Below are 25,668 nucleotides of genomic sequence, written 5' to 3' on the forward strand. Positions count from 1 at the left end.
GCAGCCTTGTGCTGCGAAGAGGCCGGCACAGGCAAAATATTTTCAAAAAGCGGGTGAGGTAACAGGACGTGGCATCCGTGTAATGAGTGGAAGTGCGATTCATTCGCAGTCATATCCCTCTCACAGGTCAGCGTCCATGAAGTTCTCCCCGCGTTGCGTCCCCCTCTGGCTAGGCCTTGCTACGCTGCCTGCCATCGCTGTCGCCCCCCTGGCCGGCGCCGCCGAGCAACAGCAGGCCTACGCCTTCGCCCAGCCGGCGCAGCCCTTGGCCCAGGCACTCAACGCCTTCAGCCGCACCACCGGCCAGAGCGTGGTCTACACCCTCGAGTTGCCTGGCGTGCAGGCGCCTGCGCTAAACGGCCGGTACAGCGCCGAACAGGCCCTGCAACAGCTGCTGGGTACTAGCGGCCTGGCCTGGCGCCGTATCGATGGGCGCACCCTGACCCTGGAGACCGTGGATACCTCCGGCGCCCTCAACCTGCAGGCCACCACCGTGACCTCGCAACTGGATGACTACAGCTATCAGCCCCCGGCCAGCGCCTCGATCATGCGTGGGCAGGGCCCGAACCAGGACATCCCCCAGGCGATCAACGTGGTACCGGCGCAAGTCATCCGCGACCAGGCCCCGCGCAACCTCGATGACGCCTTGGCCAACGTCAGCGGCATCACCCAGGGCAACAACTTCGGCGGCACGTCCGACACGGTGATGAAGCGCGGTTTCGGCGACAACCGCGACGGTTCGATCATGCGCGATGGCATGCCCATCGTGCAGGGCCGTAGCCTTAACACCAGCACCGAGCGGGTCGAAGTGCTCAAGGGCCCAGCCTCGCTGCTGTACGGCATCCAGGACCCGGGTGGGGTGATCAACGTGGTCAGCAAACGCCCGCAACTGCAGCAGTACAACGCCCTGACCGTGCGCGGCTCGACCTACGGCAGTGGCAAGAACGGCAGTGGCGGCGGGTTCGACAGCACGGGTGCGCTGGGCGACAGCCACTTCGCCTACCGCTTGATTGTCGACCACGAAGACGAAGACTACTGGCGCAACTACGGCGTGCACCGCGAATCGCTGGTGGCGCCGTCGCTGGCCTGGTTGGGCGAAGACACCCAAGTGGTGCTGGCTTACGAGCACCGCGAGTTTCTTTCCCCCTTCGACCGTGGCACCGCGTTCGGCAACAACGGCCACCCGCTGGACATCCCCGCCACGCGCCGACTGGACGAGCCGTTCAACGATATGGAGGGGCGCTCCGACCTCTATCGGCTGGAGGTCGACCATCAGTTCACCGATGACTGGAAGCTGCACTTTGGCTATAGCTTCAACCGTGAAACCTACGATGCCAGCCAGGTGCGGGTGACGGGCGTCAACGAGGCCAAAGGCACGTTGACACGCAGTATCGACGGCACCCATAACGCCATGAGCCGTGATCAGTTCGCTACCTTGAGCCTCAATGGCAATGTCGAGTTGGCGGGGATGCAGCACGACCTGCTGTTCGGCATCGACCATGAAGACCGCAAGATTTTCCGTGGTGATCTGATTCGCCAGACTGCGAAGTCCACGTTCAGCTATGTGGACCCGGTTTACGGTCAGGAAGTGGAAGGCAGTACGGTGCGCGCCAGTGACAGCGATCAAACCGACAAGCTGCGCACCGATGCAGTGTTCGTGCAGGACGCGTTGCACCTGGACGATCACTGGATCCTGGTAGCCGGTGCGCGCTTCCAGCAGTACGACCAGTACGCCGGTCGCGGCCGCCCGTTCCACGTCAATACCGACATCAGTGGCCAGGCCTGGGTACCCCACGCCGGTATTGTCTACAAGGTCGACGACCAGCTGTCGTTCTATGGCAGCTATAGCGAATCGTTCAAGCCCAATTCCACCATCGCACCGTTGACCGGCAATGTCGTGCTCGACTCGTCGGTGGCACCTGAGGAGGGCAAGTCGTGGGAGCTGGGGGCCAAGCTCGATATGCCGGGCCGCATCACGGGTACCCTGGCGCTGTTCGATATCACCAAACGCAATGTGCTGGTTTCGAACTTCGACGCCACCACCAGCGAGACGGTTTACAGCAATGCGGGTGAGGTCAATTCACGGGGTGTGGAACTTGACCTGACCGGCCAGCTCAGCGAGCGCTGGAGCCTGATCGGCAGCTATGCCTTTACCGATGCCAAGGTGACCAAGGACCCTGATCTTGAGGGCAACCGCCTGCAGAACGTGGCCAAGCACAGTGGCTCGCTGTCGGCGGTGTATGACTTTGGCAGCCTGTTCGGTGGTGACCGCCTGCGCTTGGGGGCCGGTGCCCGTTATGTGGGCGAGCGTTCGGGTAACTCGACCAACACCTTCGACCTGCCCAGCTATACCGTTGCCGATGCTTTTGCCACGTACGAGACCAAGCTCGACGAACACAACGTGCGGCTGCAACTGAACGTGAAGAACCTGTTCGACAAGGTTTATTACAGCTCGGCGGTGAACCAGTATTTCGTGGCGATCGGCGATGCGCGGCAGGTGAGCTTGTCCAGTACCTTTGAATTTTAAGCCAGCCTGTGCCGGCCTCTTCGCGGCTAAAGCCGCTCCTACAGGGAGCGGCTTTAGCCGCGAATGGCCGAACGATATTCCCCCGGTGTTGCGCCAAGGGCCTGCCGGAAGCGGTTACTGAAATGGCTGGCACTGGCAAACCCGCATAACAGGGCAATTTCTCCCAGCGGCATTTCCCCTAGTCGCAATAACTCGCAGGCCCTTTGCAGCCGACGGGCCAGCAAATACTGATGCGGCGGTAGCCCGAAACTGGCGCGGAACATGCGCGCGAAGTGGTATTCGGACAGGTTGCAGCGCAACGCCAGTTCGCCCAGGGTGATGGGCTGGTCCAGGTGTGCCTCGATGTAGTCCACCAACTGCCGACGCAGGTTCGGCGCCAGCCCGCCTTTCAGGCGCAGGCCTTGGCGCAGCCCGACCTGGCTGAGCAGCGCATGGTCGACGATTTCGTGTGCCAGGCTGCTGGCCAGCAGGCGTTCGCCGGGCTCGTCCCAGTCCAGCTGAATGAGTTGACGAAAGCGTGCCGCCTGCTGCGGGTCGTCGAGAAAGGTCGCCTCCTGCAATTGCAGCTCCCGTGGCTCACGGTCGAGCAGGCGCACACAGCCCAGGGCGAACTGCGCCTCGCTGACATACAGGTGCGCCAGGCGGATCGCACCATTGACCACCCAGTTCGATTCCTGCCCGGCCGGCATCACGCACAGCTTGCCGGGCGCGCCCTTGTCGGCCGGGCGTTGGCGGCGGAAGGTGCCGGTGCCGTCGGCGATATAACACGACAGGGTGTGATGAGTCGGTGCCTGGTAGTCGCGGGCATCGTCACGGTTGCTCCACAACGCCGCCGCCAGCCCGTCGCCCAGGTGCGCGCTCAGCTCCAGCCGGGCGTGGGGCGAGGCGTGCATGGCGTTGAACACTTGCAACTGGGTGAGTGGCGTCATGGGTGGTTCCTCTTGTCAGCCATCCTACTGCGCCCTGCACAGCGTGACATCTACTGGCACAAGAAAAGCGCAAGTTTGTGCAAGCCGGTAAAGGCCCATCGAGCGAACACTGGTGATCCCTGTGGGAGCGGGTTTACCCGCGAAGCGCCGGGCACCGATCCTGAAAGGCCCAAGGAACTACCGCCATGAACCTGTCACTCTACCTGCTCACCGTCCTGATCTGGGGCACTACCTGGATCGCCTTGAAGCTCCAGCTGGGCGTGGTCGCCATCCCGGTCTCGATCGTCTATCGCTTCGCCCTGGCCGGCCTGATCCTGTTCGCCATCCTAATACTCACCCGGCGCTTGCAGCCGATGAACCGCCGTGGCCACCAGATCTGCCTGGCACAGGGCTTTTGCCTGTTCTGCGTCAACTTCATGTGCTTCCTCACTGCCAGCCAATGGATCGCCAGTGGTCTGATCGCCGTGGTGTTCTCCACCGCCACTTTGTGGAACGCCCTCAATGCACGAATCTTCTTCGGCCAGAAGATCGCCGCCAATGTACTGGGCGGCGGCGCCTTGGGCCTGATCGGCCTGGGGCTGCTGTTCTGGCCCGAGCTGTCGCACCACGCGGCCAGCCGCGAAACCCTGTACGGCCTTGGCCTGGCGCTGCTCGGTACGCTGTGCTTCTCGGCGGGCAACATGCTGTCGAGCATGCAGCAGAAGGCAGGGCTCAAGCCCATGACCACCAATGCCTGGGGCATGCTCTACGGGGCTGCCATGCTGATGGTTTACTGCTTGTTCAGCGGTATTCCTTTCACCATGGAGTGGAACACCCGCTACATCGCTTCGCTGATGTATCTGGTGATCCCGGGTTCGGTGATCGGCTTCACTGCCTACTTGACCTTGGTCGGTCGCATGGGGCCGGAGCGGGCGGCCTACTGCACGGTGCTGTTCCCGTTGGTGGCGTTGAATGTGTCGGCGGTGGCCGAGGGGTATCAGTGGACGGCGCCGGCGTTGTTAGGGCTGGTGGCAGTGATGGCGGGGAATGTGCTGGTGTTTCGCAAGCCCAAAGCCAAGGTGGCTGTGGGCGTTGTGGTGGCCAAATAGACAATGTGTTGCCTGCACCGGCCTCTTCGCGGGCACGCCCGCTCCCACAGGTACCCCACAACCCTCGGGGCCTGTGCAGTACTTGTGGCTCCCACAGGTACCCCACAACCCTCGGGGCCTGTGCAGTACTTGTGGCTCCCACAGGTACCCCACAACCCTTGGGGCCTGTGCAGTACTTGTGGCTCCCACAGGTACCCCACAACCCTCGGGGCCTGTGCAGTACTTTTGGCTCTCACAGATACCCTGCAGCCCTTGGAACCTGTGCAGTACCTGTGGGAGCGGGCGTGCCCGCGAAAGGGCCGGTGCAGCCAGTAGCGAGCTATCAGCCCTTCCACACCTGCGGGTTCACCAGGTCGCGCGGTCGCTCACCCAGCAGCGCCGCACGCAGGTTGTCCATCGCGCGGTTGGCCATCGCCTCGCGGGTTTCGGCGGTGGCCGAGCCAATGTGCGGCAAGGTCAGCGCATTGGGTAGCTTGAACAGTGGCGAATCGCTCAGCGGCTCCTTCTCGTACACGTCCAGGCCAGCCCCCCGAAGGGTGCCGTTCTGCAGGGCTTCGATCAACGCCGCTTCATCCACTACCGGCCCGCGAGCGATATTGATCAGGAAGGCGCTTGGCTTCATCAGTTTCAGCTCCCGGGCGCTGATCAGCTTGCGCGTGGCGTCGGACAACGGCACCACGATGACGACGAAGTCCGCTTCGGCCAGCAACTGGTCCAGGCTGCGGAACTGCGCCCCAAGTTCTTGCTCCAGCGCGGTCTTGCGGCTGTTGCCAGCGTAGATGACCGGCATGTTGAAACCGAACCGGCCACGGCGGGCAACGGCAGCGCCGATGTTGCCCATGCCGACGATACCCAGCGTCTTGCCATGCACATCGCTGCCGAAATGGGCCGGGCCAACGGTGGCCTGCCAGTTGCCAGCCTTGGTCCAGGCATCCAGTTCGGCGGTGCGGCGGGCGCAGCCCATGATCAGCGAGAAGCCCAGGTCGGCGGTGCTTTCGGTAAGCACGTCGGGGGTGTTGGTCAGGGCGATGCCGCGTTCGTTGAAGTAGTCCAGGTCGTAGTTGTCATAGCCGACCGAAACACTGGACACCACCTCCAACTTGGCCGCGCCTTCAAGTTGGGCACGACCCAGCTTGCGGCCAACGCCGATCAGGCCGTGGGCCTCGGGCAGGGCTTCGTTGAACTGGGCGTTGATGTCGCCGAGCTTGGGGTTGGGCAGGATCACGTTGAAGTCTTGCTGCAGGCGCTCGGCCATGGCCGGGGTGATACGGCTGAAGGCCAGGACGGTCTTTTTCATCGGGCAACTTCTCTGCAAGGCGGTGGGACAGGGGTGGATTCTTCGCGGGTAAACCCGCTCCCACAGGTTCTGTACAGGCCTTGAGGGCTGTGGGAGCGGGCAATGGTTAGCAACCTACCATTGTCCACCCCCGCAGTGCAGCAGCTTTTTAGGTGGCGATCAGCACCTGATGGGTTTTCAGGTCTGCCTCATGGGCCGCGAGAATCTCCGGCAGCGAGTTGCGCAGGTACTCGACCCAGGTCTTGATCTTGGCATCCAGGTACTGTCGCGACGGATAGATGGCATACAGGTTCAGCTCCTGCAGGCGGTACTCCGGCAGCACCCGCACCAGGCTACCGTCACGCAGGCCGTCGATGGCCGAATAGATGGGCAGCACACCTACGCCCATGCCGCTGCGGATCGCGGTTTTCATGGCATCGGCGGTGTTGACCATGAACGGTGAACTGGTGATGTTGACCATCTCCTGGCCTTCCGGGCCGTCGAACAGCCACTTTTCCAGCGGGATCACCGGGCTGACCATGCGCAGGCAGGCGTGCTTGAGCAGGTCGGCGGGCTTGTGCGCGGTGCCGTGGCGGGCGATGTAACCGGGTGAGGCGCAGACGATGCTGTAGGTGATGCCCAGACGCTGCGACACGAAACCCGAGTCGGGCAATTCGGTGGCCAGTACGATGGACACGTCATAACCCTCGTCGAGCAGGTCGGGCACGCGGTTGGCCATGGTCAGGTCGAAGGTGACGTCCGGGTGCGACTCGCGGTAGCGGGCAATGGCATCGACCACGAAATGCTGGCCGACCCCGGTCATCGAGTGCACCTTCAACTGCCCGGCCGGGCGGGCGTGGGCATCGCTGGCTTCGGCTTCAGCTTCTTCCACATAGGTAAGAATCTGTTCGCAACGCATCAGGTAGCGCTTGCCGGCCTCGGTCAGCGCAATGCGGCGGGTGGTTCGGTTGAGCAGCCTTGTTTGCAGATGGGCTTCCAGGTTGGAGACCGCCCGCGACACGTTCGCGGTGGTCGTATCCAGTTGCGCGGCAGCAGCGGTAAAGCTGCCAAGCTGGGCTACGCAACTGAAAGCACGCATGTTTTGCAGGGTGTCCATGGGTCACTCTCGATGTAGAGGACAAAATTGTGTCACGAAGTAACGTAAAAAAGATGAAAAGTTGCCTTCGACCAAAGGCGGATTATCGCTGTTTTGGTAACAAAGATTCGCAGGAATCTGCGCTTATCGCCAGTGCTGCCGCCCCCTAGAATTGCCCGGCCCCTTCACCTCTTCCTCGGGAAATCGCAGCTGTGCCGCGTCGCATCATCAGAACGCTCAATGCGTTCAGTGCCTGTGCCCTTGCCCTCACCTTGAGTGGCTGTATCGGAACCTGGGGCATCGCCCCGCAAAGCAAGACGCTGCAAGCCAATACCTTGACCACCGACGCGGCCATACGCGAAGCCGCGACCGACGCCCATTGGCCCGACCAGCAGTGGTGGCACGCCTATGGCGACCCACAACTGGACCGCTGGATTGCCCTGGCCGTGGCCGGCAGCCCAAGCCTGGCCGTGGCCGGCAGCCCAAGCCTGGCCATGGCCACGGCACGGGTCCGCGAAGCCAAGGCGATGGCTGGCGTGGTCGAGTCGGCGGAAAAGCTCCAGGCCAACGGTCAGGCCACGCTCAAGCGCCACAACTGGCCTGAAGACCAGTTCTACGGCCCAGGCGCGCTGTCGGGTGCCAATACCTGGGACAACAACGCCGCCATCGGCTTCAGCTACGCCCTCGACCTGTGGGGGCGCGAGCGCAACGCCAGCGAGCAGGCTGTGGACCAGGCGCACATGAGTGTGGCCGAAGCCCGTCAGGCGCAGCTGGAACTGCAGAACAACGTGGTGCGCGCCTACATCCAGCTGAGCCTGCATTTTGCCCAGCGCGATATCGTCAAGGCCGAACTGGAGCAGCAGGAGCAGATCCTGGCGCTGGCCAAGCGTCGCCTGGATGCCGGCATCGGCACCCACTTCGAAGTCAGCCAGGCTGAAGCGCCGCTGCCGGAAACCCACCGCCAGCTCGACAGCCTCGACGAAGAAATCGCCCTGACCCGCAACCAGCTGGCGGCACTGGCCGGCAAGGGGCCGGGGGAGGGTGCGCAGTTGCAGCGCCCGACCCTGGCCCTGGCCGCGCCGCTGAAGCTGCCCTCGAACCTGCCCGCCGAACTGGTCGGCCAACGCCCCGACGTGGTCGCCAGCCGCTGGCAGGTGGCTGCGCAGGCGCGCGGCATCGACGTCGCCCATGCCGGCTTCTTCCCCAACGTCGACCTGGTTGGCAGCCTGGGCTTCATGGCCACCGGTGGCGGCCCGCTGGAGTTCCTCACCGGACGCAAGTTCAACTACAACGTCGGCCCGGCCATCAGCCTGCCGATCTTCGACGGTGGCCGCCTGCGCTCGCAGCTGGGTGTGGCCTCGGCTGGCTATGACGTGGCCGTGGCGCGATACAACCAGACTGTGGTCGGTGCGCTGAAGAACATCTCCGACCAGTTGATTCGTCGCGAGTCGATGAAAGAGCAGTCGCACTTCGCCGCCGAGTCGGTGGCTGCCGCACAGAAAACCTACGACATCGCCATGGTCGCCTTCCAGCGTGGTCTCACCGACTACCTGAACGTGCTCAATGCGCAAACCTTGCTGTTCCGCCAGCAGCAGGTGCAGCAGCAGGTGCAGGCCGCCCGCCTGATCGCCCACGCCGAGTTGGTCACCGCCCTGGGCGGCGGCCTGCAGGCCGGCCAGGATGTACCTGACGAAGAACGCCAGGCCGCGCCGAAAACCCCGGCCACCCTGGCCATTTTCGACAAGAAGCCGGATAACGCCGAATGAGCACTTCCAGTTTGCCCGTGCGCTGGCTGCGAAGCCTGGAATGGCGCCGGGGCTTCTTTGCCTGGGCACGCACCGACGGCGTGACCTGGGTGTACATCTTTAAGGTGCTGGCCGCCGCGTTCATCACGCTGTGGCTGGCCATGCGCCTGGAGCTGCCGCAACCGCGCACGGCAATGATCACCGTGTTCATCGTCATGCAGCCGCAAAGCGGGCATGTGTTCGCCAAAAGCTTCTACCGGGTGCTCGGCACCCTGGCGGGCTCGGCGATGATGGTGGCGCTGATCGCCATCTTTCCGCAGAACACCGAACTGTTCCTGCCCAGCCTGGCGCTTTGGGTGGGCCTGTGCTCGGCCGGTGCCATGCGTTATCGCACCTTCCGTGCCTATGGCTTCGTGCTGGCCGGCTACACCGCCGCGATGATCGGCCTGCCGGTACTGCAGCACCCCGACCAGGCGTTCATGGCTGCAGTATGGCGGGTGCTGGAAATTGCCCTGGGCATTCTGGTGTCGACCTTCGTCAGCGCCGCGATCCTGCCGCAGTCGGCCAGTGCCGCGATGCGCAACGCCCTGTACCAGCGCTTTGGCGTGTTCGCCGGGGTGGTGGTCGAGGCCTTGCGTGGCAATAGCCAAAAAGACCGTTTCGAGAGCAGCAACGTGCGCTTCGTAGCCGAGGCCGTGGGCCTTGAGAGCTTGCGCAACGTCACCGCTTTCGAAGACCCGCACATGCGCCGCCGCAGTGGCCGGCTGGTGCGCATGAACAGCGAGTTCATGGCCATCACCACGCGTTTCAATGCCTTGCACCGTTTGCTGGAACGCCTGCGTGCCCGTGGCCCGCTGCAAATCGTCAGTGCCATCGAACCGGGCTTGAACACCCTGGTGGAGCTGCTGCAGCCCTATGTGGGCCGGGCGCTGACCGATGCCGATGCGTTGCGCCTGACCCTGGAGCTGGCCGCCTATAAGGAAGGCCTGCAGGCCCAGGTGCGCGGCCTGCGGGCCGAGTACCTGGCAACCGAGCCCAGTGAGGCCGACCTGCTCGACTTTCACACCGCGTTCGAACTGCTGTACCGCTTCGTCGACGAGATGTTCAGCTACGCCGAAACCCATGCCTCGCTGGCTGCGCACAAGCACGAGCGCGAACAGTGGGACGAGCCCTACGTGGCACAGACCAGCTGGCTGGTGTCGCTGGCCGCCGGTGTGCGCGCCTCGGCGGTGCTGTTGCTGCTGGGCAGTTACTGGCTGCTCAGTGACTGGCCCAGCGGCGCCATGATGACCCTGATCGCCACGGTCACCGTGGGCCTTTCGGCGGCGTCACCGAACCCCAAGCGCATGTCGTTCCAGATGGCCTGCGGCACCGCCATCGGTGCTTTTGTCGGGTTCTTCGAAACCTTCTTCGTGTTCCCCTGGATCGACGGCTTCCCGCTGCTGTGCATGGTCCTGGCGCCGGTGTTCGTGCTGGGCGCGTTTTTGTCGTCGCGCCCGGCCTATGCCGGCTACGGCATCGGCCTGCTGGTGTTCTTCGCGATTGGCTCGGTGCCGAACAACCTCACCGTGTATGACCCGTACACCTTCATCAACGACTACATCGGCATGGTCATCGGCATGTTCGTCTGTGCCGCTGCCGGGGCGATCATCCTGCCGCCCAATAGCCGCTGGTTGTGGAGCCGCCTGGAGCAAGAGCTGCGCGAACAGGTGCTGTTCGCCATCAGCGGCCGCCTGCGCGGCATTGGCACGGCGTTCGAAAGCCGCACCCGCGATCTGCTGCACCAGGCCTATGGCCTGGCGGCTGGCAAGCCGCAGGTGCAGAGCCAGCTGATGGGCTGGATGTTCACCGTGCTGGAGATCGGCCACGCCGTCATCGAGTTGCGCAAAGAGCAGGCCCGCGCACCAGTGCACCCGGCCTACGCCGAGTCGCAGCCGTGGCGCCAGGCAATCCGCGTCATGGGCCGGGCCCTGGCCCGGCTGTTCCTGCAGCCAAGCGCCAGCAACCACGAGCGCGCACTGGTGGCCGTGGACCATGCCATCGCCCGCGTGCAGGCCACCGACGAGCCATTCGCCCGGCACTTCGACACTTCGGTGCTGCGCCGCGCGCAAAGCTACCTGCACTTCATCCGTTCTTCCCTGCTGGACCCACAGTCGCCGCTGGCACCGGCGAAAGGATTGCACCATGCCCCGTGAAATCGCCTTCCATGGCGTGTACATGCCCACCATGACCTTGATGTTCCTGTTCGCCCTGGGCCTGGCCTGGGGCCTGGACCGGTTCATCGCCAGCCATGATGGCTACCGTTTCTTCTGGCACCCGGCGCTGCTGCGCCTGAGCCTGTTCGTCTGCCTGTTCGGCGCCATGGCGCTTACTGTCTACTGGTGAGAATCCTTCGATGAAAAAGTTCTTCAGCCTGATCGCCACCCTGCTGGTGCTGGTCGCTGCCGTGGCCATCGGTCGTCAGTTGTGGCTGCACTACATGACCACGCCGTGGACCCGCGACGGCCGCGTGCGTGCCGACATCATCAACGTTGCCGCCGACGTGCCCGGCTACGTGGTGGACGTGCCGGTCAAAGACAACCAGCGGGTGAAGAAGGGCGACCTGCTGATTCAGATCGACCCCGAGCACTACCAGTTGGCGGTCGACCAGGCCAAGGCGCTGGTCGCGTCACGCAAGGCCACTTGGGAAATGCGCAAGGTCAATGCCAAGCGCCGGGCCGACATGGACAACCTGGTGATCTCCAAGGAAAACCGCGATGACGCCAGCAACATCGCCAACTCCGCCCAGGCCGACTACCAGCAGGCCCTTGCCGAACTGGCGGCCGCCGAGCTGAACCTCAAGCGCACGCACATCGTGGCCACGGTGGATGGCTACGTGACCAACCTGAATATCCACAAGGGCGACTATGCGCGTACCGGTGAAGCGGTGATGGCGGTGGTCGACGAGAACTCGTTCTGGGTCTACGGCTTCTTCGAAGAGACCAAGCTGCCGCACGTGAAGGTGGGTGACCAGGCCGAGCTGCAGATGATGAGTGGCGAGCGCATCAAGGGGCATGTGGAGAGCATCGCCCGTGGCATCTACGACCGCGACAACCCGCAAAGCCGCGAGCTGATCGCCGATGTGAACCCTACGTTCAACTGGGTGCGGCTGGCGCAGCGGGTGCCGGTGCGGATTCACATCGATGAAGTGCCGGAAGGGTTTTTGCTGGCGGCGGGGACGACCTGTACGGTGGTGGTGAAGCCGAGTTCGCCTTGAGGGATTTGTAGTCAGGAAGATCGAGCGCCGCCCGCGCGGCGCATCGCGAGCGAAGCTCGCTCCTACGTTTGTTTCGGGCCAGTATCGCCTGTGACAGGCGCGCGCGACCGCCTGGTTTGTTCGACGCGGTATCGCGCCAGGCGCCAAGGCGTTCGCGCGCAAATCCCACAGGCGTAATTGGCCCGAAACAAACGTAGGAGCGAGCTTCGCTCGCGATGCGCCGCGCGGGCGGCGCTTGATCTCAAAGGCGCTGTAAAAATCATGGCGAGCACCTGCATGCCCAAATGAAGCTCAGAGCCAAGCGTCCAATCTTCTGTGATTTCTACCCCGCCGCCCCCACCAACACCGGCACCTTCACCCGATCAATCACCTTCGCGCTGATAGAAGGGTCGAGCAACCGCCCCAGCCGCGACAGGTGACGGTGGCCCATGATGATCAGCTCGCAATTGAGTTCGTGCGCCTTAGTCACGATCACATCGACCGGCTGCCCGGCCACCATGCAACCGCGGCTGGTAAAGCCGGCTTGTTGCAATTCGCACACGGCCTCGGTCACGGCGTGGTCGGCATGTTGCTGTTCCTCGCAAGCGGCGGGGTATTCCTCCAACTCTTCGGTGGTATAGGGCGCGGGTTGCTCATGCACGGCGAAGGTGGAATCGATGGCCAGCAGCACGTGCAATTCGTGCTCGCCGGGGCGGCAGTAGCGGCGGGCGAGGGCCAGCAGGGCACTGGAAGCCGGGGAGGCGTCGATGGCGATCAGGACGGGGCTGGGCATGTGGGATCCTTGGCAATGGCTGGCGGGTGTATCTGCAGGATCGGCCCTTTCGCGGGCATGCCCGCTCCCACAGCTCCTGCACACCGCTCGGGCATGGTGGAGTTCCTGTGGGAGCGGGCGTGCCCGCGAAGAGGCCGAACCTGCCAATGCTCTATTTAAGGCCGAACACGGTCGGTGAATAAATGCCCCACAACGCACGAGCGCATTGCGTCTGGTGCAATCCACCAACCTGCTACCATCGCCATTCCTACCGCTGTAACGGAAAACGGCCATGCAACTCCCGGACATGAACCTGCTCGTCGCCCTCGATGTCCTGCTCGACGAAGGCAGCGTGGTCGGCGCGGCGCAGCGCATGAACCTGAGCCCGGCGGCCATGAGCCGGACATTGGGGCGCATTCGCGAGGCCATGGGCGATCCGATCCTGGTGCGCGCCGGCCGTGGCCTGGTGCCCACGCCGCGCGCGCTGGCCCTGCGCGAACAGGTGCATGGCCTGGTAGAGCAGGCCGGGCAAGTGTTCCGCAGCCGTGACGATGTCGATCTGGTGAACCTGGACCGTGCCTTCAACATCCGCACCAATGACCTGTTCATCGCCCTGTACGGGGCCCAACTGCTGCGCATGATGCTGGACCAGGCGCCGCGTACGGTGTTGCGGTTCGTCCCGGAGGGCAGTGGGGACGATGATGCGGTGCTGCGCAACGGGCATATCGACCTGATCATCAGCTCGGCCGTTGAGCTGGGCCCGGAAATCAAGGTGCAGAGCCTGTTCAACACCTACTTCGTGGGCTTGGCGCGTGAGGGGCATCCGATCTTCGACGCCCCAATCACCCCTGAGCGTTTCGCCGCCTACCCGCAGATCAGCGTATCGCGGCGTGGCCGTGCCAATGGCCCGATCGATGTGGCGTTGGCCAACCACAAAGTGGAGCGGCGAGTGGCCTTGATCACCACCAGCTTCCACTCGGCGATGTTTTCGCTACCGGATTCCGACCTGATCCTGCCAATACCCGCCAATATCCTCAACAGTGTGCAGCGGCTGAAGTTGCCATTGCGCTCGTTCGAGATCCCAGTGCCGTTGGAGAAGGTCAATGTGAAGCAGGCATGGCACCCGCGTTTCGACAATGACCCTGCGCACCGTTGGTTGCGCCAGACGTTGAAAGCCTGTGGCCGCATCGACCCGTGAGGAGGGTGTCGATTGCGTCTGACGCAATATAAAACTGCCAACAAGTCAGTTTTCGTCAGCATTCGACCTTCTTAAACTTGCTCCAGCCTAGAAATTGTTGCTGGAGATGTATTCCAATGAGTTCCCTGACCGCGCCCTCTGCGGCGCTGGCCGCCGCCCCTGCGCCGGCCGCGCCTGCGCAGACTGCGTTCGGCCTGCAAGTGGTGGTCGGGCTGTTCGGTGTATTGCTGGCCGTGCTGTGCGCAGGTCTCAACGAGTCGGTGACCAAGATTTCTTTGGCCGACATCCGCGGTGCCATGGGCATCGGTGCCGACGAAGGTGCCTGGTTGCTGGCGGTGTACAGCGCCGCTTCGGTATCGGCCATGGCCTTCGCGCCGTGGCTGGCCACCACCTTCTCGCTGCGGCGCTTCACCATGAGCGCCATCGGCCTGTTCGCCGTGCTCGGCCTGCTGCAACCGTTCGCCCCCAACCTGCACAGCCTCATGTTGCTGCGTATCCTGCAAGGCTTTGCCTCCGGCGCATTGCCGCCGATGCTGATGAGCGTGGCCCTGCGCTTTTTGCCGCCAGGTATCAAGGTGTACGGCCTGGCTTGCTACGCCCTGACTGCCACCTTTGGCCCAAACCTCGGCACGCCGTTGGCAGGGCTGTGGACTGAGTACGTTGGCTGGCAATGGGCGTTCTGGCAGATCATCCTGCCCTCGCTGCTGGCGATTGCCTGCGTCGGCTGGGGCCTGCCGCAGGACCCGCTGCGGCTGGAGCGTTTCAAGCAGTTCGACTGGCGTGGCGTACTGCTCGGCCTGCCCGCTATCAGTTGCATCGTCCTGGGCCTGTCGCTGGGCGACCGCTGGGGCTGGTTCGATTCGCCGCTGATCTGCTGGCTGCTGGGCGGTGGCTTGGTGTTGCTGGTGCTGTTCATGTTCAACGAGTGGTCCGAGCCGCTGCCGTTCTTCCAGTTGCGCATGCTGCAGCGACGCAACCTGAGTTTCGCCCTGGTGACCCTGGCCGGTGTCCTGATCGTGCTCTCGGGTGTGGGCAGCCTCCCTTCGGCCTACCTGGCGCAGATCCAGGGCTACCGCCCGGCGCAGACCAGCCCGCTGATGATGTTGGTGGCCATGCCGCAACTGATCGCCCTGCCGCTGACGGCGGCACTTTGCAACATCCGTGCGGTGGACTGCCGCTGGGTGCTGGGCATTGGCCTGGCGATGCTGGCGGTGTCCTGCGTCGGCAGCAGCCTGCTGACCAGCGAGTGGATCCGTGGCGACTTCTACCCGTTCTACCTGCTGCAGGTGTTTGGCCAGCCGATGGCGGTGCTGCCGCTGCTGATGCTGTCCACCAATGGCATGACCCCGCAGGAAGGCCCATTCGCCTCCAGCTGGTTCAACACTGTGAAGGGCCTGGCCGCCGTCATCGCCGCTGGCCTGCTGGACGCCCTTGGCACGCTGCGCCGGCATTTCCATTCCAACCACCTGGTGGACAGCCTGGGCAACGCCCCGCTGGTCGACGACAGCGCTGCAGGCCTGGCCAAGCGCATCCACGACCAGGCGCTGGTCCTGACCTCGGCCGATCTGTACCTCGTCCTGGCCTGCATTGCCGTGGCCCTGATCTGCTTGATTCCTTTCGTGCCTACCCGGGTCTATCCGCCGCGTGCGGTGGCCTGAACCCTGGATGAATTCGAGAAATACTGAAATGACCAACAACCGCAAAACCCTGTTCATCGGCTCGGTGCTGGCCGTGGCCGTCCTGGCTGGCATCGTCGGCCCCTGGATGTTTGGCAGTGACCACCGCCAGAGCACCAATGACGCCTATGTGATCGCCGACTACACCGTGGTCGCGCCCAAAGTCGCCGGTTTCATCAAGGAAGTGCTGGTAGAAGACAACCAGCAGGTCACCGCTGGCCAGTTACTGGCGACCATCGATGCCCGTGACTACCAGGCCGCGCTGGATGCCGCGCAGGCGCAGTTGCTGGTAGCCCAGGCGCAAAGCGCCGATGCCCGCGCCACCCTGGAGCGCCAGGCGGCGCTGATTGCCCAGGCCGAAGCCGCTGTCAAAGCGGCCCAGGCCGAAGCGGCGTTCGCCGACCATGAAGTCAACCGCTACAGCCGCCTGGCCGAGCAGGGCGCCGGTACCGTGCAGAACGCCCAGCAGGCGCGCAGCGGTGTCGATCAAGCCCGAGCACGCCTGGCCAATGCCCAGGCGGCGCTGGTGGCGGCGCGCAAGCAGGTGGACATTCTCAGCGCTCAGGTGGCCAGCGCCGATGGCCAGCTCAAGCGTGCCGAAGCGGGCCTGGAAAAGGCTCAGTTGGATCTGTCCTATACCCGCATCACTGCGCCGGTTGACGGCATGGTCGGCGAACGCGCCTTGCGCGTCGGTGCCTACGTCAACCCAGGTGCCCGCCTGCTGTCGGTGGTGCCATTGCAACAGGCCTATGTGGTCGGCAATTTCCAGGAAACCCAACTGACCCACGTGCAGCCGGGGCAGCCGGTGAGCATCAGCGTCGACACCTTCTCCGGCGAAAAGCTGCAAGGCCATGTGCAAAGCATTGCCCCGGCCACTGGCGTCACCTTCGCCGCGGTCAAGCCAGACAACGCCACTGGCAACTTCACCAAGGTGGTGCAACGCATTCCGGTGAAGATCGTTTTCGATGATGGCCAGCCACTGCTCACCCGCCTGCGTGTGGGCATGTCGGTGGAAGCGACCATCGATACCCGTGGCGACAAGCTCGATGGCAAAGAGGTAAGCGCACGATGAAAGCGGCATTACGCATGAGCCCATTGCTGCTGGCCGTGTTGCTAGCCGGCTGCACCATGGGCCCGGACTTCCTGCGCCCCGACAGCCAGGCACCGCAACAGTGGGCGCCGCTGCAGGGTGAGGCGGCGGCCAGCCAACCGCAGGCCGAACCGCTGGAACTGCGCTGGTGGGAGTCCTTTCACGATGCCCAGCTTAGCGCCTTGATCCAGCGGGTGGCCGAACGCAACCTCGACCTGCAGATGGCCAGCGCACGGTTGCTGCAAAGCCGTGCCCTGCGCAGCACCGTGGCCGCCGACGAAATGCCGTCGGTGGACGCCAACGCCGGCTATAGCCGCGCGCGTAACAGCGCCGAAGGCCTGAGCGACCCGTCCGGTAAAGCGGGCAAAGCGGCGTACAACCTCTGGCAGGGCGACCTGGTGGCAGGTTGGGAGCTGGACCTGTGGGGCCGTGTGCGGCGCCAGGTCGAGGCTGCCGATGCCACCGTCGAAGTGGCCGAGAACGACCGTCGCGGGGTGCTGCTGGCCCTGTTGTCGGAAACCGCCGGCAACTACATCCAGCTGCGCGCGGTGCAGCACACCCTCGAGGTGACGCAGGACAACCTCAAGGTTGCTCGGCACAGCCTGAAGCTGTCCGAGGACCGCCAGGCCGAAGGCGTTGCCACGCGCCTGGATGTGGCCCAGGCCAGCGCCCAGGTCGCGTCGATCGAGTCGCGACTGCCCAGCCTGGAAGCCCGCCGTGATGAACTGATCAACGCCCTCAGCCTGCTCGCCGCCGAACCACCGCGCAGCTTGCAGACCCAATTGCTGCAACGCGGCGAGCTGCCGGCGCCGCAGCAGATATTTGCCATCGGGGTGCCTTCCGAACTGGCCGAGCGCCGCCCGGACATCCGCCAGGCCGAGGCCCGCCTGCATGCTGCCACCGCCAGCATCGGCGTGGCCAAGGCGGACTTCTATCCGAGCATCCGGCTGTCGGGCAGTGTTGGCTTCCAGGCCATGCAATTGTCTGATTTCGGTGGCTGGGACTCGCGCCGGTTTGCCTTCGGGCCGCAGCTGTCGCTGCCGATCTTCGAGGGTGGTCGGCTCAAGGGCACCCTCGAACTGCGCGAGGCACAGCAGCAGGAGGCCGCGTTGAACTACCGCAAGGTGGTGCTGGGTGCCTGGCATGAAATTGACGATGTGCTACGCCTGTACAACGCCAGCCAATTGCGCCGCGACCATTTGGCCGAGGCCGTGCGGCAGAACCGCATCGCCCTGGAAACCGCCCAGCGCCAGTATGTGGAAGGGGCGGTGGACTTTCTCAATGTGCTGACGGTGCAAGGGGCGTTGCTGGCCAGCGAGGAGCAGTGGATCGACAGCTCGGCGGCGGTGTCGCAGGCGCTGGTAGGGTTGTACAAGGCCTTGGGCGGTGGCTGGCAGGCGTTTGATGAGCAGCCAGCGAAGAAAGCCTAAAAAGCGGGGCCGCTGTGCGGCCCATCGCGGCACAAGGCCGCTCCTACAGGTACAGCGTTAACCTTGGCATAACACGATCTCTGTGGGAGCGGGCGAGCCCGCGAAGAGGCCGGCACAGGCCGCCAAAAAATCAGAGGGGGCGAAGCAGGCCAAAGCGCTTGCGTAACGCCCAGTCGAGCAAGCGCTGCGGCAGCAACCGGGCCATCAACGGCAGTGCCGTGCTGCCATTGCCCAACCGCACCAGCCCTGGCACGGGTGCCTTGCCGACTGCCGCCAACACCCCCTGGGCAAACACCGCCGCCGAGGTCGGTTTGTCCTGCGAGGCCCGCGCCCGTGCTTGCACCTGCTCACGCAACGGCCACCATGGCGAATCCGCCGCCAGTACCTGCTCGGCCTGGCGCTGGGCATGGCTGGCGAACTGCGTGGCAATCGCCCCCGGCTGCACTTCCATCACCTGCACACCGAACGGTGCCAGTTCTAGGCGCAAGGCATCGCTCAGCGCATGCACGGCGGCCTTCGAGGCGCAGTAGGCACCGGCGAAGGGCGTGACCAGCACGCCGGAGACGCTGCCGATGTTCACCACCAGGCCGCGTGAGCGGCGTAGCAGCGGGAACAGCGCGCGGGTAACGCCGACCACGGCGAACACGTTGGTTTCGAACTGCTGGCGCAGGGCGTCGACGCCGCCATCGAGCAACGGGCCCATGGCGCCGTAGCCGGCGTTGTTGATCAGGATGTCGAGGCTTTCCAGTTCATTGGCCAGGCGGGCCAGCGCCTCACCGTCGTTCACATCCAACTGCCGGGCGGTGTAGCCGGCGGTGCTCAGTTGCTCGACATCTTCAGGCCTGCGGGCAGTGGCCCAGACCTGGTGGCCGGCATCGCGAAAGGCATCGGCCAGGGCGCGGCCGATGCCGCTGGAACAACCTGTAATCAGGACAGTGGGCATGGGAGAAGCCTTCGATTAATTGGCGAATGTACCTTGCAGGTGCTCGGCGCGAAATTCCAGGGTCTGCGGTCGGTACCCGGAGCGCAATGGCGGCACCGGCAGGCAGTCTTTCCACTCGGCCCCCGGCTGCAACTCACCCGGTCCACGGTAACGCGGGGCGTTGTAGGTGTTCTCGGCCAGGTTCACGGTATCGCCCGGCGCATACGCCGCTACCCGCCAGCGCAGTTCGGTGAGCGGGGCCTTGTTGCCGTTCTTCATGCGTACCTGCAGGGCACGGTCGGCAGGGCACTGCTCGGGAGCGTAGCTCAGGCGCAGGTCCAGGCGGGCCAATTGCGAGGCTTCGCGGTTTTCCTGCCAGGCAACGAACAGGGCTACCAAGCCCAGGCCGCACACGGCGGCAAGCGAAATCGGCAAGGCCTTGGCCGGGTAGCGCAACAGCAGCACCAGCCAGGTGAGGATGAGGAAGGCACCGATGATCATGGCGCGGGCAGACCTTGGTTGCGCGGGGTTTGACCATCGTAGCGCCAAATGGGGGATGTCTCAAAAGAAGGGGCCGCATTGCGGCCCCTGGATACTGCTTATTGCGCGATGGTCTTCACCGATACCCCGCGCTCGACCGGTGTGGATGTGCGCCCATACACGTCCTCGAAGCGCTCGATGTCATCTTCGCCCAGGTAGCTGCCGGACTGCACTTCGATGATCTCCAGCGGGATCTTGCCTGGGTTGCGCAGGCGGTGCACCGACGCGATCGGGATGTAGGTCGACTGGTTCTCGGTCAGCAGGAACACGTTCTCGTCGCAGGTGACCTCGGCGGTGCCGGACACCACGATCCAGTGTTCTGCACGGTGGTGGTGCATCTGCAGCGACAGGCTGGCACCCGGCTTGACGGTGATGTGCTTGACCTGGAAGCGACCACCCATGTCCACCGAGTCGTACGAGCCCCACGGGCGATACACTTCCAAGTGGTTCTGGGTTTCGCTACGGCCCTGCTCGTCGAGGGTCTTGACCATCTGCTTGACGCCCTGGACCTTGTCCTTGTGGGCAATCATCATGGCGTCCTTGGTCTCGACCACCACGATGTTCTCCAGGCCGATCACCGACACCAGCTTGCCGTTGCCATGGATCATGCAGTTGCGGCTGTCCTGCACCACCACGTCGCCTTTGGTGACGTTGCCATCCTGGTCTTTTTCGTGCACTTCCCACAGCGACGACCAGCAGCCCACGTCGCTCCAGCCGGCCGACATCGGCACCACGCAGGCGCGCTGGGTCTTCTCCATGACCGCGTAGTCGATGGAGTTGTCCGGGCAGCAAGCGAAGGTGGCTTCGTCGATGCTCAGCACATCGCCGTCTTCCTGGCTGCGTTCCAGGGCCAGCACGCAGGTGTCGTAGATGTCGCCGTCGTGCTTTTTCAGCTCTTCGAGGAAGCGGCTGGCGCGGAACAGGAACATGCCGCTGTTCCAGAAGTAACCACCGGCCTGGACGAACTCGGCGGCGCGTTTTTCGTCGGGTTTTTCGACAAACTGGGCCACCCGTGCCACGCCTTCGGGCAGCAAGGCGTCCTGGCTGGAGCGGATGTAGCCGTAGCCGGTCTCAGGCTTGGTGGCCGGCACGCCGAACAGCACCATTTCGCCACGCTCGGCGGCCACGGTGGCCAGGGCCAGGGCACGCTGCAGGGCTTTCTGGTCATCGATCACATGGTCGGCGGGCAGCACCAGCATCAGCTCGTCGCGGCCTTCGTTGACCAGCTTCATCGCCGCCATGGCCACGGCCGGCGCGGTGTTGCGGCCGAACGGCTCCATCAGGATGCCTTGGGTTTCCAGCTTCAGGGCGGTCAGCTGTTCCTGGACGATGAACTTGTGGTCCTTGTTGCAGACCACGATCGGGGTGTCCATACCATCGAACACCAAGCGCTCGATGGTTTGCTGGAACAGTGTGTGTTCGCCGGTCAGGGCCAGGAACTGTTTGGGGAACTGCTTGCGCGACAGAGGCCACAGACGGGAACCGCTACCACCAGAAAGAATTACCGGGATCATCATGTTTCTCCAATAGTCGTTGAGAGGCAGGGGAATCAGTTGCTAGCCACGGGGCGAGTTACCCACACCGGCGACAAGGCGTTGCCGGAACCCGTTACGTACAGCACGGCGGCTTCGCCGCGTTCCAGGGCGACGGGTTTCACGTCACCCACTTTCTTGTCTCCTTGGTACAGCGCCAGGCTGACCTTGACCGGGTTGATCTCGCGTTCGCCACGGCCGTTGGCGGCCACGGGCTTGACCACTTCGGTCTTGCCGTCGGCGGTTTTCAGGGTCAGTTGCTGGTCGCTCAGGTTCTGCACGCGCACCAGGGCTTTCTGTTTGTTCTTGAACGGCGGTTCTTCGATCAGCTGCGGGTTGCCGCTGCTGCTGTTGACCAGGGTGTAGTACTTGTCCGAGGCCAGCTTGACCGGCACGCTTTTGCCGCCGACCTGGGCGGTGTAGTCGCCACCTGGCAGGAAGCTGAAGTCGCTGCTGGCCTGGGCGCCAACCTGCTTGATCTGGGTGTTGCCGACCGACGCGGCGGCCGGCGCGCTGGCCGCGTTGTACAGGCGCACGAAGGTCGAGCCTTTCGGCGCACTCGGGCCATACAGCGCGGCATCCGCGCCGGCGAAGGCCTGCATGGAAGCCAGGGACAGGCCGGCCGCGAGGGTGAGGGCTTTGGCAATGGAAGTCTTGGTAGTCATGTGCGTTTCCTCTCTATCGATCAGTGGCGCGTCTGGTTGGACGACAAGGCCAGGTTTTCTTCGGATTTACGGGTGTTTTTCAGCTGCGCGATCCACTGCGGATCGAAGCTGCTGAGGTCGTTTTTCATGGGCAGGTAACGTTCGGGGAATTCCCACACCACCACTTGCGGCGCGGCGTTCTTGAAGGCATCGCTTTGCAGGTACTTGAGCATTGGCAGCAGCGGGCCGTGGCCGTCTTCGGCGTAATTGGCCACGTCGCTGCGCAGGGCCTGCTGCAGCGCACCGAGGAAGTTCCAGTGCGGGTTGGCGCTGTAGCTGGTGCCCACCAACGCGACCGGGATCTCGTTGTTGGCGAACAGCGCGTCGTCGCTTTCACCTGCTGCTTCGGCCGGGCGGGTGCTGCGCTGTTGCAGGTTGTCCGGGGCCGGCAGCAGGTTGCTGAACAGCGGGTCGAGTGGCAGGAAGTTGGTCAGGTCGCCTTTGTAGGGCGCCGTGCTGCCGGCTTCGGTGACGAAGGTTTGCGGGGCACCGTTGAGCAGGTTCTGCCGGCTCACTGCTTCGGCCAGCGTTTGCGCTGCGACCTCGGCGCCCATTGGCGTCCAGTGGGTGTCGGTGCGCAGGAATACCTGGCCGCGAGCCTTGGCTTGTTCCATGGCCGCTTGCAGGTCCGGGGCGAACACGTTGGCCTGGCGCACCTGGGCGTGGAACTGGTTGTACAGGTCGTCGTGCAGGCTGGCCGGTTGCTCTTTGCCCAGGTACTCCGAGTAGAGGCGCGCCTTGGCCGGCACGATGGCCAGCACCAGTTGGCTGCCGTGCTGTTGCAGGGTGTCGCGCACGCCGCGGATCAGCGCCAGGTTTTCCTGCATCAGTTGCTCGGCACCGGCAGTGGGCTTGAACTCCTCGTCGCTGAACAGCCACTGGTCGCGGCCCAGCACCACACCGGGGCGGCCTTCGTTGAACAGCTTGAAGTCCAGCGCGGCCCACAGGTTGGTGCCCAGGCGCTTGATCGGGAACTGCTCGTCGTAGTGGGTTTCGGCGGCCTTGGCCAGCTTGCCGTTGAGCAGGGTCATCTGCTCGGTACGCTGAAAGCTTTGCAGGCCACCGGTGGACCACACGCCCATGCCCACCAGCAGGCCGAGGAACGACAGTGAGTAAGTGATGCGTAAAGTGCGGTTCATGTCATCGGCCTCAGAACTGGAAGTACAGGAACGGCGAGTAGCTCTGCGCCGAAAGCTTGAGGATCGAGGCGACGAACAGCAGCAGCACCAGGGCGCGGGTCATTACCCGGGTCCAGTCCAGGCCGATCGAGCCATCGCTGTTGACTTGCACCGGGGTCGCCTTGGGCGTCGGTTTGGCATTGCGGTAGAAGTCGCGCAGGCCGAAGAACGCCAGGGTGAGGTAGGCGATGACCAGGGTCGCCACTTGCAGGCCGGTGAGTTGGGCGCGGTTGAGCTCCGACAGCTGCCAGTCGCCGAAGCTGAACATGGCGCCATACATGCGGGCGGCCACGTGCAGGTTCTCGGCACGGAAGATCACCCAGCCAACCACCACCAGCAGGAAGGTGAAGGCCCACTTCACCGGGTTGAAGCGCTGCGGGTTGGTGTCGATGCCCAGCGCGCGTTCGATGGCCAGCCACATGCCGTGCCAGGCGCCCCAGATGATGTAGGTGAAGTTGGCGCCGTGCCACAGGCCGCCCAGCAGCATGGTCAGAAACAGGTTGCGGTAGGTGTTGAAGGTGCCTTTGCGGTTACCGCCCAGGGTGATGTACAGGTAGTCGCGCAGCCAGGTCGACAGGCTGATGTGCCAGCGCCGCCAGAACTCGGTGATCGACTGGCTGATGTACGGCTGCTTGAAGTTCTCCATGAAGCGGAAGCCCATCATCAGGCCCAGGCCGATGGCCATGTCGCTGTAGCCGCTGAAGTCGAAGTACAGCTGCGCGGTATAGGCCAGGGCGCCGAGCCAGGCATCGCCCGTGGTCGGGTTTTGCAGGGCGAAGCAGTGGTCGGCGACCACGGCCAGGGTGTCGGCGATGAACACTTTCTTGATGAAGCCCTGCATGAAGCGGGTGCAGCCTTCGGAGAACTTGTCCAGGGTGTGGGTGCGGTTGTTGAACTGGTCGACCAGGTCCTTGAAGCGCAGCACGGGGCCGGCGATCAGGTGCGGGAAGATCGCCACGAACGCGGCGAAGTCGATCAGGTTGCGCGTAGCCGGGGTGTCGCCACGGTAGACGTCGATGATGTAGCTGATCGACTCGAAGATGTAGAACGAGATACCGATCGGCAGCAGCACGTGGGTGAGAATGAACGGCTCAAGGCCGAACGAGGCCATGATCGCGTTGAGGCTGTCGACGCCGAAGTTGGCGTACTTGAAATAGCCGAGGATCGCCAGGTCGACGCCCACGCCGAGCAGCAGCCAGCGTTGCGCCGGTTTGGTGCGCACACCGGCGGCACCCACTTTCAGGCCGATCCAGTAGTTCCACAGAGTGACCCCGGCGAACAGGGCCAGGAAGTCCACCCGCCACCAGGCATAGAAGATGTAGCTGGCGATCAGCAGCAGCAGGTTGCGATAGCGTTGCCCGCTCAAGTAATACAGGCCGAGGAAGATCGGCAAGAACAGGAACAGGAACACGTTGGACGAGAAGACCATCCCGGTTCTCCTAATTTGTTCACAGCATCCAGGGCAAAGCGCCCCCCAAACCCCCCACACACATGTGGCGGGCTACCTAGATTCCTGTAGGAGCTGGCTTGCCTGCGATGGGCCGCGAAGCGGACCCCGACAATGGCCGGGCAAGGCTTCGCCTTGCATCGCAGGCAAGCCAGCTCCTACAGGGTTTTGCGTTACTTTTTGGATTCCGCGTTCGGGTCATAGACCCGGGTCAGGTCGCCGCCCAGCCGGAAGCTGTTGAACGGCTGCATGCCGTGCTTGCGCTGCAGGGTGTCGCCGACGCAGTGGTACAGTTCGCACCACGGTTCGAGCCAGGCGTACTTGCTGTCGACCTTGAGGTCTTTCATGTCCTGTTTCACGCCCGCGCGTTGCTTGAACTGGCTCGGGTCGCGGGCACCGGCCAGCACACCTTCGCCCAGGCGTTGCAGGGCAAAGTTGTTCTCGCTGCGCAGGTCGACGTGGTTGGCCTGGGCGAAGCTGGCGATCATCGCCAGCGGCGGCAGGGCGTAGTTGTGATAGGCCAGGGCGCGCTGCTTGCGCTTGATTTCGTTGGGCAGGAAGCCCTGGTCATCCACCTGGTTGGCGCCCACCTTGTATTCCTTCACGGCCCAGTCGAACAGGTCGCGACGGTCGGTGGCCACGGCGGTCGCCATGACCGACCAGGCCGCCCAGTAGCTGTGGTTGTTGATCTTCTCCAGCGGCAGGTCGCTCCAGTCGCGTACCACTTGCGAGGCCAGGCGGGCGAACCATTTTTCGATCAGCTCGGCCTCGGCCTGGTGCGCGGCCAGCGGCTGCGAGTTGGAGAACTTCAGGCGCAGCCACGAACCGCTCATGCTGCCCAGCGCCCATTTGCGCATCGACTTGCCGGTGTGGTTGTAGTCGGTGGACAGCAACGCGTCGGCGCGCGCCCAGCTGCCGAGCCAGGCCAGGGTGCATTCGAGCTGCGCGGGGCGGCCGTCGCGCATGTACTGGCCAACCATCTTGCTCACTCCTTTTTCCAGCGTGGTGATGTCTTCGGTCGACTTGCGAAAGGCCTTTTCCGAGGCGACGTTGAGCGTTGCCCGCGCCTTGTCCGAGCCTTCGTACTTGCTGCGAAACTGCAGTGCGCCGGTGTATGGCTTGGGCGCCGCTTCGCAGCGGAAGTTACCGTCGCCGGTCTTGAGCTTTTCGATGCCCTCGTAGTAACCCTGCGGTGGCACCAGCGCGGCGTGCGCGGCACCGCCGAACAGGGCCAAAGCGAGCAGGGCGGGGCTGGAAATTCGCTTCAATAGGGTCATGGATCG

The 25,668-nt window shown here is 64.0% G+C and carries 21 protein-coding genes; 10 read left to right on the top strand and 11 right to left on the bottom strand.

Going from position 1 to position 25,668, the window contains the following annotated elements; all coding sequences use genetic code 11:
* Positions 1 to 136: 136 nt before the first annotated feature.
* Positions 137 to 2,527, top strand: coding sequence for a TonB-dependent siderophore receptor (locus tag ACNFBR_RS11310; protein ID WP_416735003.1), 2,391 nt, complete (start codon positions 137 to 139; stop codon positions 2,525 to 2,527).
* A 53-nt stretch (positions 2,528 to 2,580) separates the two neighbouring features.
* Here ACNFBR_RS11310 and ACNFBR_RS11315 read toward each other — a convergent pair whose 3' ends face one another.
* Positions 2,581 to 3,456: a helix-turn-helix domain-containing protein gene (locus tag ACNFBR_RS11315; protein ID WP_416735004.1), complete on the bottom strand. Its 876-nt coding sequence runs from the start codon at positions 3,454 to 3,456 to the stop codon at positions 2,581 to 2,583.
* A 185-nt stretch (positions 3,457 to 3,641) separates the two neighbouring features.
* Between ACNFBR_RS11315 and ACNFBR_RS11320 the strand changes: the two genes are divergently transcribed.
* The gene (locus tag ACNFBR_RS11320) at positions 3,642 to 4,544 is read left to right on the top strand and encodes a DMT family transporter (protein WP_416735005.1); all 903 of its coding nucleotides are present in this window, start codon (positions 3,642 to 3,644) and stop codon (positions 4,542 to 4,544) included.
* Positions 4,545 to 4,866: 322 nt separating this feature from the next.
* Here ACNFBR_RS11320 and ACNFBR_RS11325 read toward each other — a convergent pair whose 3' ends face one another.
* Together ACNFBR_RS11325 and ACNFBR_RS11330 are read right to left on the bottom strand one after the other, a co-directional pair.
* Positions 4,867 to 5,841 (bottom strand): 2-hydroxyacid dehydrogenase, encoded by a 975-nt coding sequence (locus ACNFBR_RS11325; RefSeq protein WP_416735006.1) that lies wholly within the window; start codon positions 5,839 to 5,841, stop codon positions 4,867 to 4,869.
* Between the two features lie 148 nt (positions 5,842 to 5,989).
* On the bottom strand, positions 5,990 to 6,937 hold the full coding sequence (locus ACNFBR_RS11330; protein WP_416735007.1) for a LysR family transcriptional regulator: 948 nt from the start codon (positions 6,935 to 6,937) through the stop codon (positions 5,990 to 5,992).
* 191 nt (positions 6,938 to 7,128) lie between these two features.
* Between ACNFBR_RS11330 and ACNFBR_RS11335 the strand changes: the two genes are divergently transcribed.
* The 4 genes from ACNFBR_RS11335 to ACNFBR_RS11350 are packed head-to-tail and all read left to right on the top strand — an operon-like array spanning position 7,129 to position 11,917.
* Positions 7,129 to 8,682, top strand: a complete 1,554-nt coding sequence (locus tag ACNFBR_RS11335; protein WP_416735008.1) for an efflux transporter outer membrane subunit — start codon at positions 7,129 to 7,131, stop codon at positions 8,680 to 8,682.
* Entirely contained in the window at positions 8,679 to 10,856 is a 2,178-nt protein-coding gene (locus tag ACNFBR_RS11340; protein WP_416735009.1) for an FUSC family protein, read from the top strand. The genes ACNFBR_RS11335 and ACNFBR_RS11340 overlap by 4 nt, the downstream gene beginning before the upstream one ends.
* Positions 10,846 to 11,046, top strand: coding sequence for a DUF1656 domain-containing protein (locus ACNFBR_RS11345; protein WP_009685040.1), 201 nt, complete (start codon positions 10,846 to 10,848; stop codon positions 11,044 to 11,046). Before ACNFBR_RS11340 ends, ACNFBR_RS11345 begins: the two co-directional genes overlap by 11 nt.
* A gap of 10 nt (positions 11,047 to 11,056) precedes the next feature.
* Complete coding sequence (locus ACNFBR_RS11350) at positions 11,057 to 11,917, top strand: efflux RND transporter periplasmic adaptor subunit (protein ID WP_416735010.1); 861 nt, start codon at positions 11,057 to 11,059, stop codon at positions 11,915 to 11,917.
* A gap of 322 nt (positions 11,918 to 12,239) precedes the next feature.
* Here the strand turns inward: ACNFBR_RS11350 and ACNFBR_RS11355 are convergent, their stop codons facing one another.
* Positions 12,240 to 12,689, bottom strand: coding sequence for a universal stress protein (locus ACNFBR_RS11355; protein WP_416735011.1), 450 nt, complete (start codon positions 12,687 to 12,689; stop codon positions 12,240 to 12,242).
* Positions 12,690 to 12,960: 271 nt separating this feature from the next.
* On the opposite strand from ACNFBR_RS11355, the gene ACNFBR_RS11360 reads away from it, so the two are divergent.
* The 4 genes from ACNFBR_RS11360 to ACNFBR_RS11375 all read left to right on the top strand — a co-directional run bounded on the left by ACNFBR_RS11360 (position 12,961) and on the right by ACNFBR_RS11375 (position 18,062).
* Positions 12,961 to 13,866: a LysR family transcriptional regulator gene (locus tag ACNFBR_RS11360; protein WP_416735012.1), complete on the top strand. Its 906-nt coding sequence runs from the start codon at positions 12,961 to 12,963 to the stop codon at positions 13,864 to 13,866.
* A gap of 116 nt (positions 13,867 to 13,982) precedes the next feature.
* A complete protein-coding gene (locus ACNFBR_RS11365) occupies positions 13,983 to 15,524 on the top strand; it encodes an MFS transporter (protein ID WP_416735013.1) in 1,542 nt (513 codons plus the stop codon).
* Between the two features lie 28 nt (positions 15,525 to 15,552).
* On the top strand, positions 15,553 to 16,614 hold the full coding sequence (locus ACNFBR_RS11370) for an HlyD family secretion protein (RefSeq protein WP_416735014.1): 1,062 nt from the start codon (positions 15,553 to 15,555) through the stop codon (positions 16,612 to 16,614).
* A complete protein-coding gene (locus ACNFBR_RS11375) occupies positions 16,611 to 18,062 on the top strand; it encodes an efflux transporter outer membrane subunit (protein ID WP_416735015.1) in 1,452 nt (483 codons plus the stop codon). The genes ACNFBR_RS11370 and ACNFBR_RS11375 overlap by 4 nt, the downstream gene beginning before the upstream one ends.
* 130 nt (positions 18,063 to 18,192) lie before the next feature.
* Here ACNFBR_RS11375 and ACNFBR_RS11380 read toward each other — a convergent pair whose 3' ends face one another.
* The 7 genes from ACNFBR_RS11380 to ACNFBR_RS11410 form a co-directional block, all read right to left on the bottom strand.
* The gene (locus tag ACNFBR_RS11380) at positions 18,193 to 19,005 is read right to left on the bottom strand and encodes an SDR family oxidoreductase (RefSeq protein ID WP_416735016.1); all 813 of its coding nucleotides are present in this window, start codon (positions 19,003 to 19,005) and stop codon (positions 18,193 to 18,195) included.
* A gap of 15 nt (positions 19,006 to 19,020) precedes the next feature.
* Positions 19,021 to 19,485, bottom strand: coding sequence for a hypothetical protein (locus ACNFBR_RS11385; protein ID WP_012274112.1), 465 nt, complete (start codon positions 19,483 to 19,485; stop codon positions 19,021 to 19,023).
* Between the two features lie 98 nt (positions 19,486 to 19,583).
* Positions 19,584 to 21,038 carry a mannose-1-phosphate guanylyltransferase/mannose-6-phosphate isomerase gene (locus ACNFBR_RS11390; RefSeq protein WP_416735251.1) on the bottom strand — a complete coding sequence of 485 codons (1,455 nt, stop codon included), beginning with the start codon at positions 21,036 to 21,038 and terminating at the stop codon, positions 19,584 to 19,586.
* A gap of 35 nt (positions 21,039 to 21,073) precedes the next feature.
* Positions 21,074 to 21,721: an alginate O-acetyltransferase AlgF gene (locus tag ACNFBR_RS11395; protein WP_110742561.1), complete on the bottom strand. Its 648-nt coding sequence runs from the start codon at positions 21,719 to 21,721 to the stop codon at positions 21,074 to 21,076.
* 20 nt (positions 21,722 to 21,741) lie between these two features.
* The gene (locus ACNFBR_RS11400) at positions 21,742 to 22,899 is read right to left on the bottom strand and encodes an alginate O-acetyltransferase (RefSeq protein ID WP_416735017.1); all 1,158 of its coding nucleotides are present in this window, start codon (positions 22,897 to 22,899) and stop codon (positions 21,742 to 21,744) included.
* Between the two features lie 10 nt (positions 22,900 to 22,909).
* Positions 22,910 to 24,367, bottom strand: a complete 1,458-nt coding sequence (locus ACNFBR_RS11405; RefSeq protein WP_416735018.1) for an MBOAT family O-acyltransferase — start codon at positions 24,365 to 24,367, stop codon at positions 22,910 to 22,912.
* 191 nt (positions 24,368 to 24,558) lie between these two features.
* Entirely contained in the window at positions 24,559 to 25,662 is a 1,104-nt protein-coding gene (locus tag ACNFBR_RS11410) for a mannuronate-specific alginate lyase (RefSeq protein ID WP_416735019.1), read from the bottom strand.
* Positions 25,663 to 25,668: the final 6 nt, after the last annotated feature.

Source organism: Pseudomonas sp. NY11955 (assembly GCF_048068035.1).
In the GTDB taxonomy this organism is placed as follows: domain Bacteria; phylum Pseudomonadota; class Gammaproteobacteria; order Pseudomonadales; family Pseudomonadaceae; genus Aquipseudomonas.

What these genes read in the sequence shown, in the direction of transcription:
- ACNFBR_RS11350 (WP_416735010.1), top strand. Translation starts at nt 11,057, where the DNA reads ATGAAAAAGTTCTTCAGCCTGATCGCCACCCTGCTGGTGCTGGTCGCT.
- ACNFBR_RS11410 (WP_416735019.1), bottom strand. Translation starts at nt 25,662, where the DNA reads ATGACCCTATTGAAGCGAATTTCCAGCCCCGCCCTGCTCGCTTTGGCC.
- ACNFBR_RS11345 (WP_009685040.1), top strand. Translation starts at nt 10,846, where the DNA reads ATGCCCCGTGAAATCGCCTTCCATGGCGTGTACATGCCCACCATGACC.
- ACNFBR_RS11405 (WP_416735018.1), bottom strand. Translation starts at nt 24,367, where the DNA reads ATGGTCTTCTCGTCCAACGTGTTCCTGTTCCTGTTCTTGCCGATCTTC.
- ACNFBR_RS11365 (WP_416735013.1), top strand. Translation starts at nt 13,983, where the DNA reads ATGAGTTCCCTGACCGCGCCCTCTGCGGCGCTGGCCGCCGCCCCTGCG.
- ACNFBR_RS11370 (WP_416735014.1), top strand. Translation starts at nt 15,553, where the DNA reads ATGACCAACAACCGCAAAACCCTGTTCATCGGCTCGGTGCTGGCCGTG.
- ACNFBR_RS11380 (WP_416735016.1), bottom strand. Translation starts at nt 19,005, where the DNA reads ATGCCCACTGTCCTGATTACAGGTTGTTCCAGCGGCATCGGCCGCGCC.
- ACNFBR_RS11325 (WP_416735006.1), bottom strand. Translation starts at nt 5,841, where the DNA reads ATGAAAAAGACCGTCCTGGCCTTCAGCCGTATCACCCCGGCCATGGCC.
- ACNFBR_RS11355 (WP_416735011.1), bottom strand. Translation starts at nt 12,689, where the DNA reads ATGCCCAGCCCCGTCCTGATCGCCATCGACGCCTCCCCGGCTTCCAGT.
- ACNFBR_RS11330 (WP_416735007.1), bottom strand. Translation starts at nt 6,937, where the DNA reads ATGGACACCCTGCAAAACATGCGTGCTTTCAGTTGCGTAGCCCAGCTT.
- ACNFBR_RS11315 (WP_416735004.1), bottom strand. Translation starts at nt 3,456, where the DNA reads ATGACGCCACTCACCCAGTTGCAAGTGTTCAACGCCATGCACGCCTCG.
- ACNFBR_RS11340 (WP_416735009.1), top strand. Translation starts at nt 8,679, where the DNA reads ATGAGCACTTCCAGTTTGCCCGTGCGCTGGCTGCGAAGCCTGGAATGG.
- ACNFBR_RS11395 (WP_110742561.1), bottom strand. Translation starts at nt 21,721, where the DNA reads ATGACTACCAAGACTTCCATTGCCAAAGCCCTCACCCTCGCGGCCGGC.
- ACNFBR_RS11400 (WP_416735017.1), bottom strand. Translation starts at nt 22,899, where the DNA reads ATGAACCGCACTTTACGCATCACTTACTCACTGTCGTTCCTCGGCCTG.
- ACNFBR_RS11360 (WP_416735012.1), top strand. Translation starts at nt 12,961, where the DNA reads ATGCAACTCCCGGACATGAACCTGCTCGTCGCCCTCGATGTCCTGCTC.
- ACNFBR_RS11385 (WP_012274112.1), bottom strand. Translation starts at nt 19,485, where the DNA reads ATGATCATCGGTGCCTTCCTCATCCTCACCTGGCTGGTGCTGCTGTTG.
- ACNFBR_RS11320 (WP_416735005.1), top strand. Translation starts at nt 3,642, where the DNA reads ATGAACCTGTCACTCTACCTGCTCACCGTCCTGATCTGGGGCACTACC.
- ACNFBR_RS11310 (WP_416735003.1), top strand. Translation starts at nt 137, where the DNA reads ATGAAGTTCTCCCCGCGTTGCGTCCCCCTCTGGCTAGGCCTTGCTACG.
- ACNFBR_RS11375 (WP_416735015.1), top strand. Translation starts at nt 16,611, where the DNA reads ATGAAAGCGGCATTACGCATGAGCCCATTGCTGCTGGCCGTGTTGCTA.
- ACNFBR_RS11390 (WP_416735251.1), bottom strand. Translation starts at nt 21,038, where the DNA reads ATGATCCCGGTAATTCTTTCTGGTGGTAGCGGTTCCCGTCTGTGGCCT.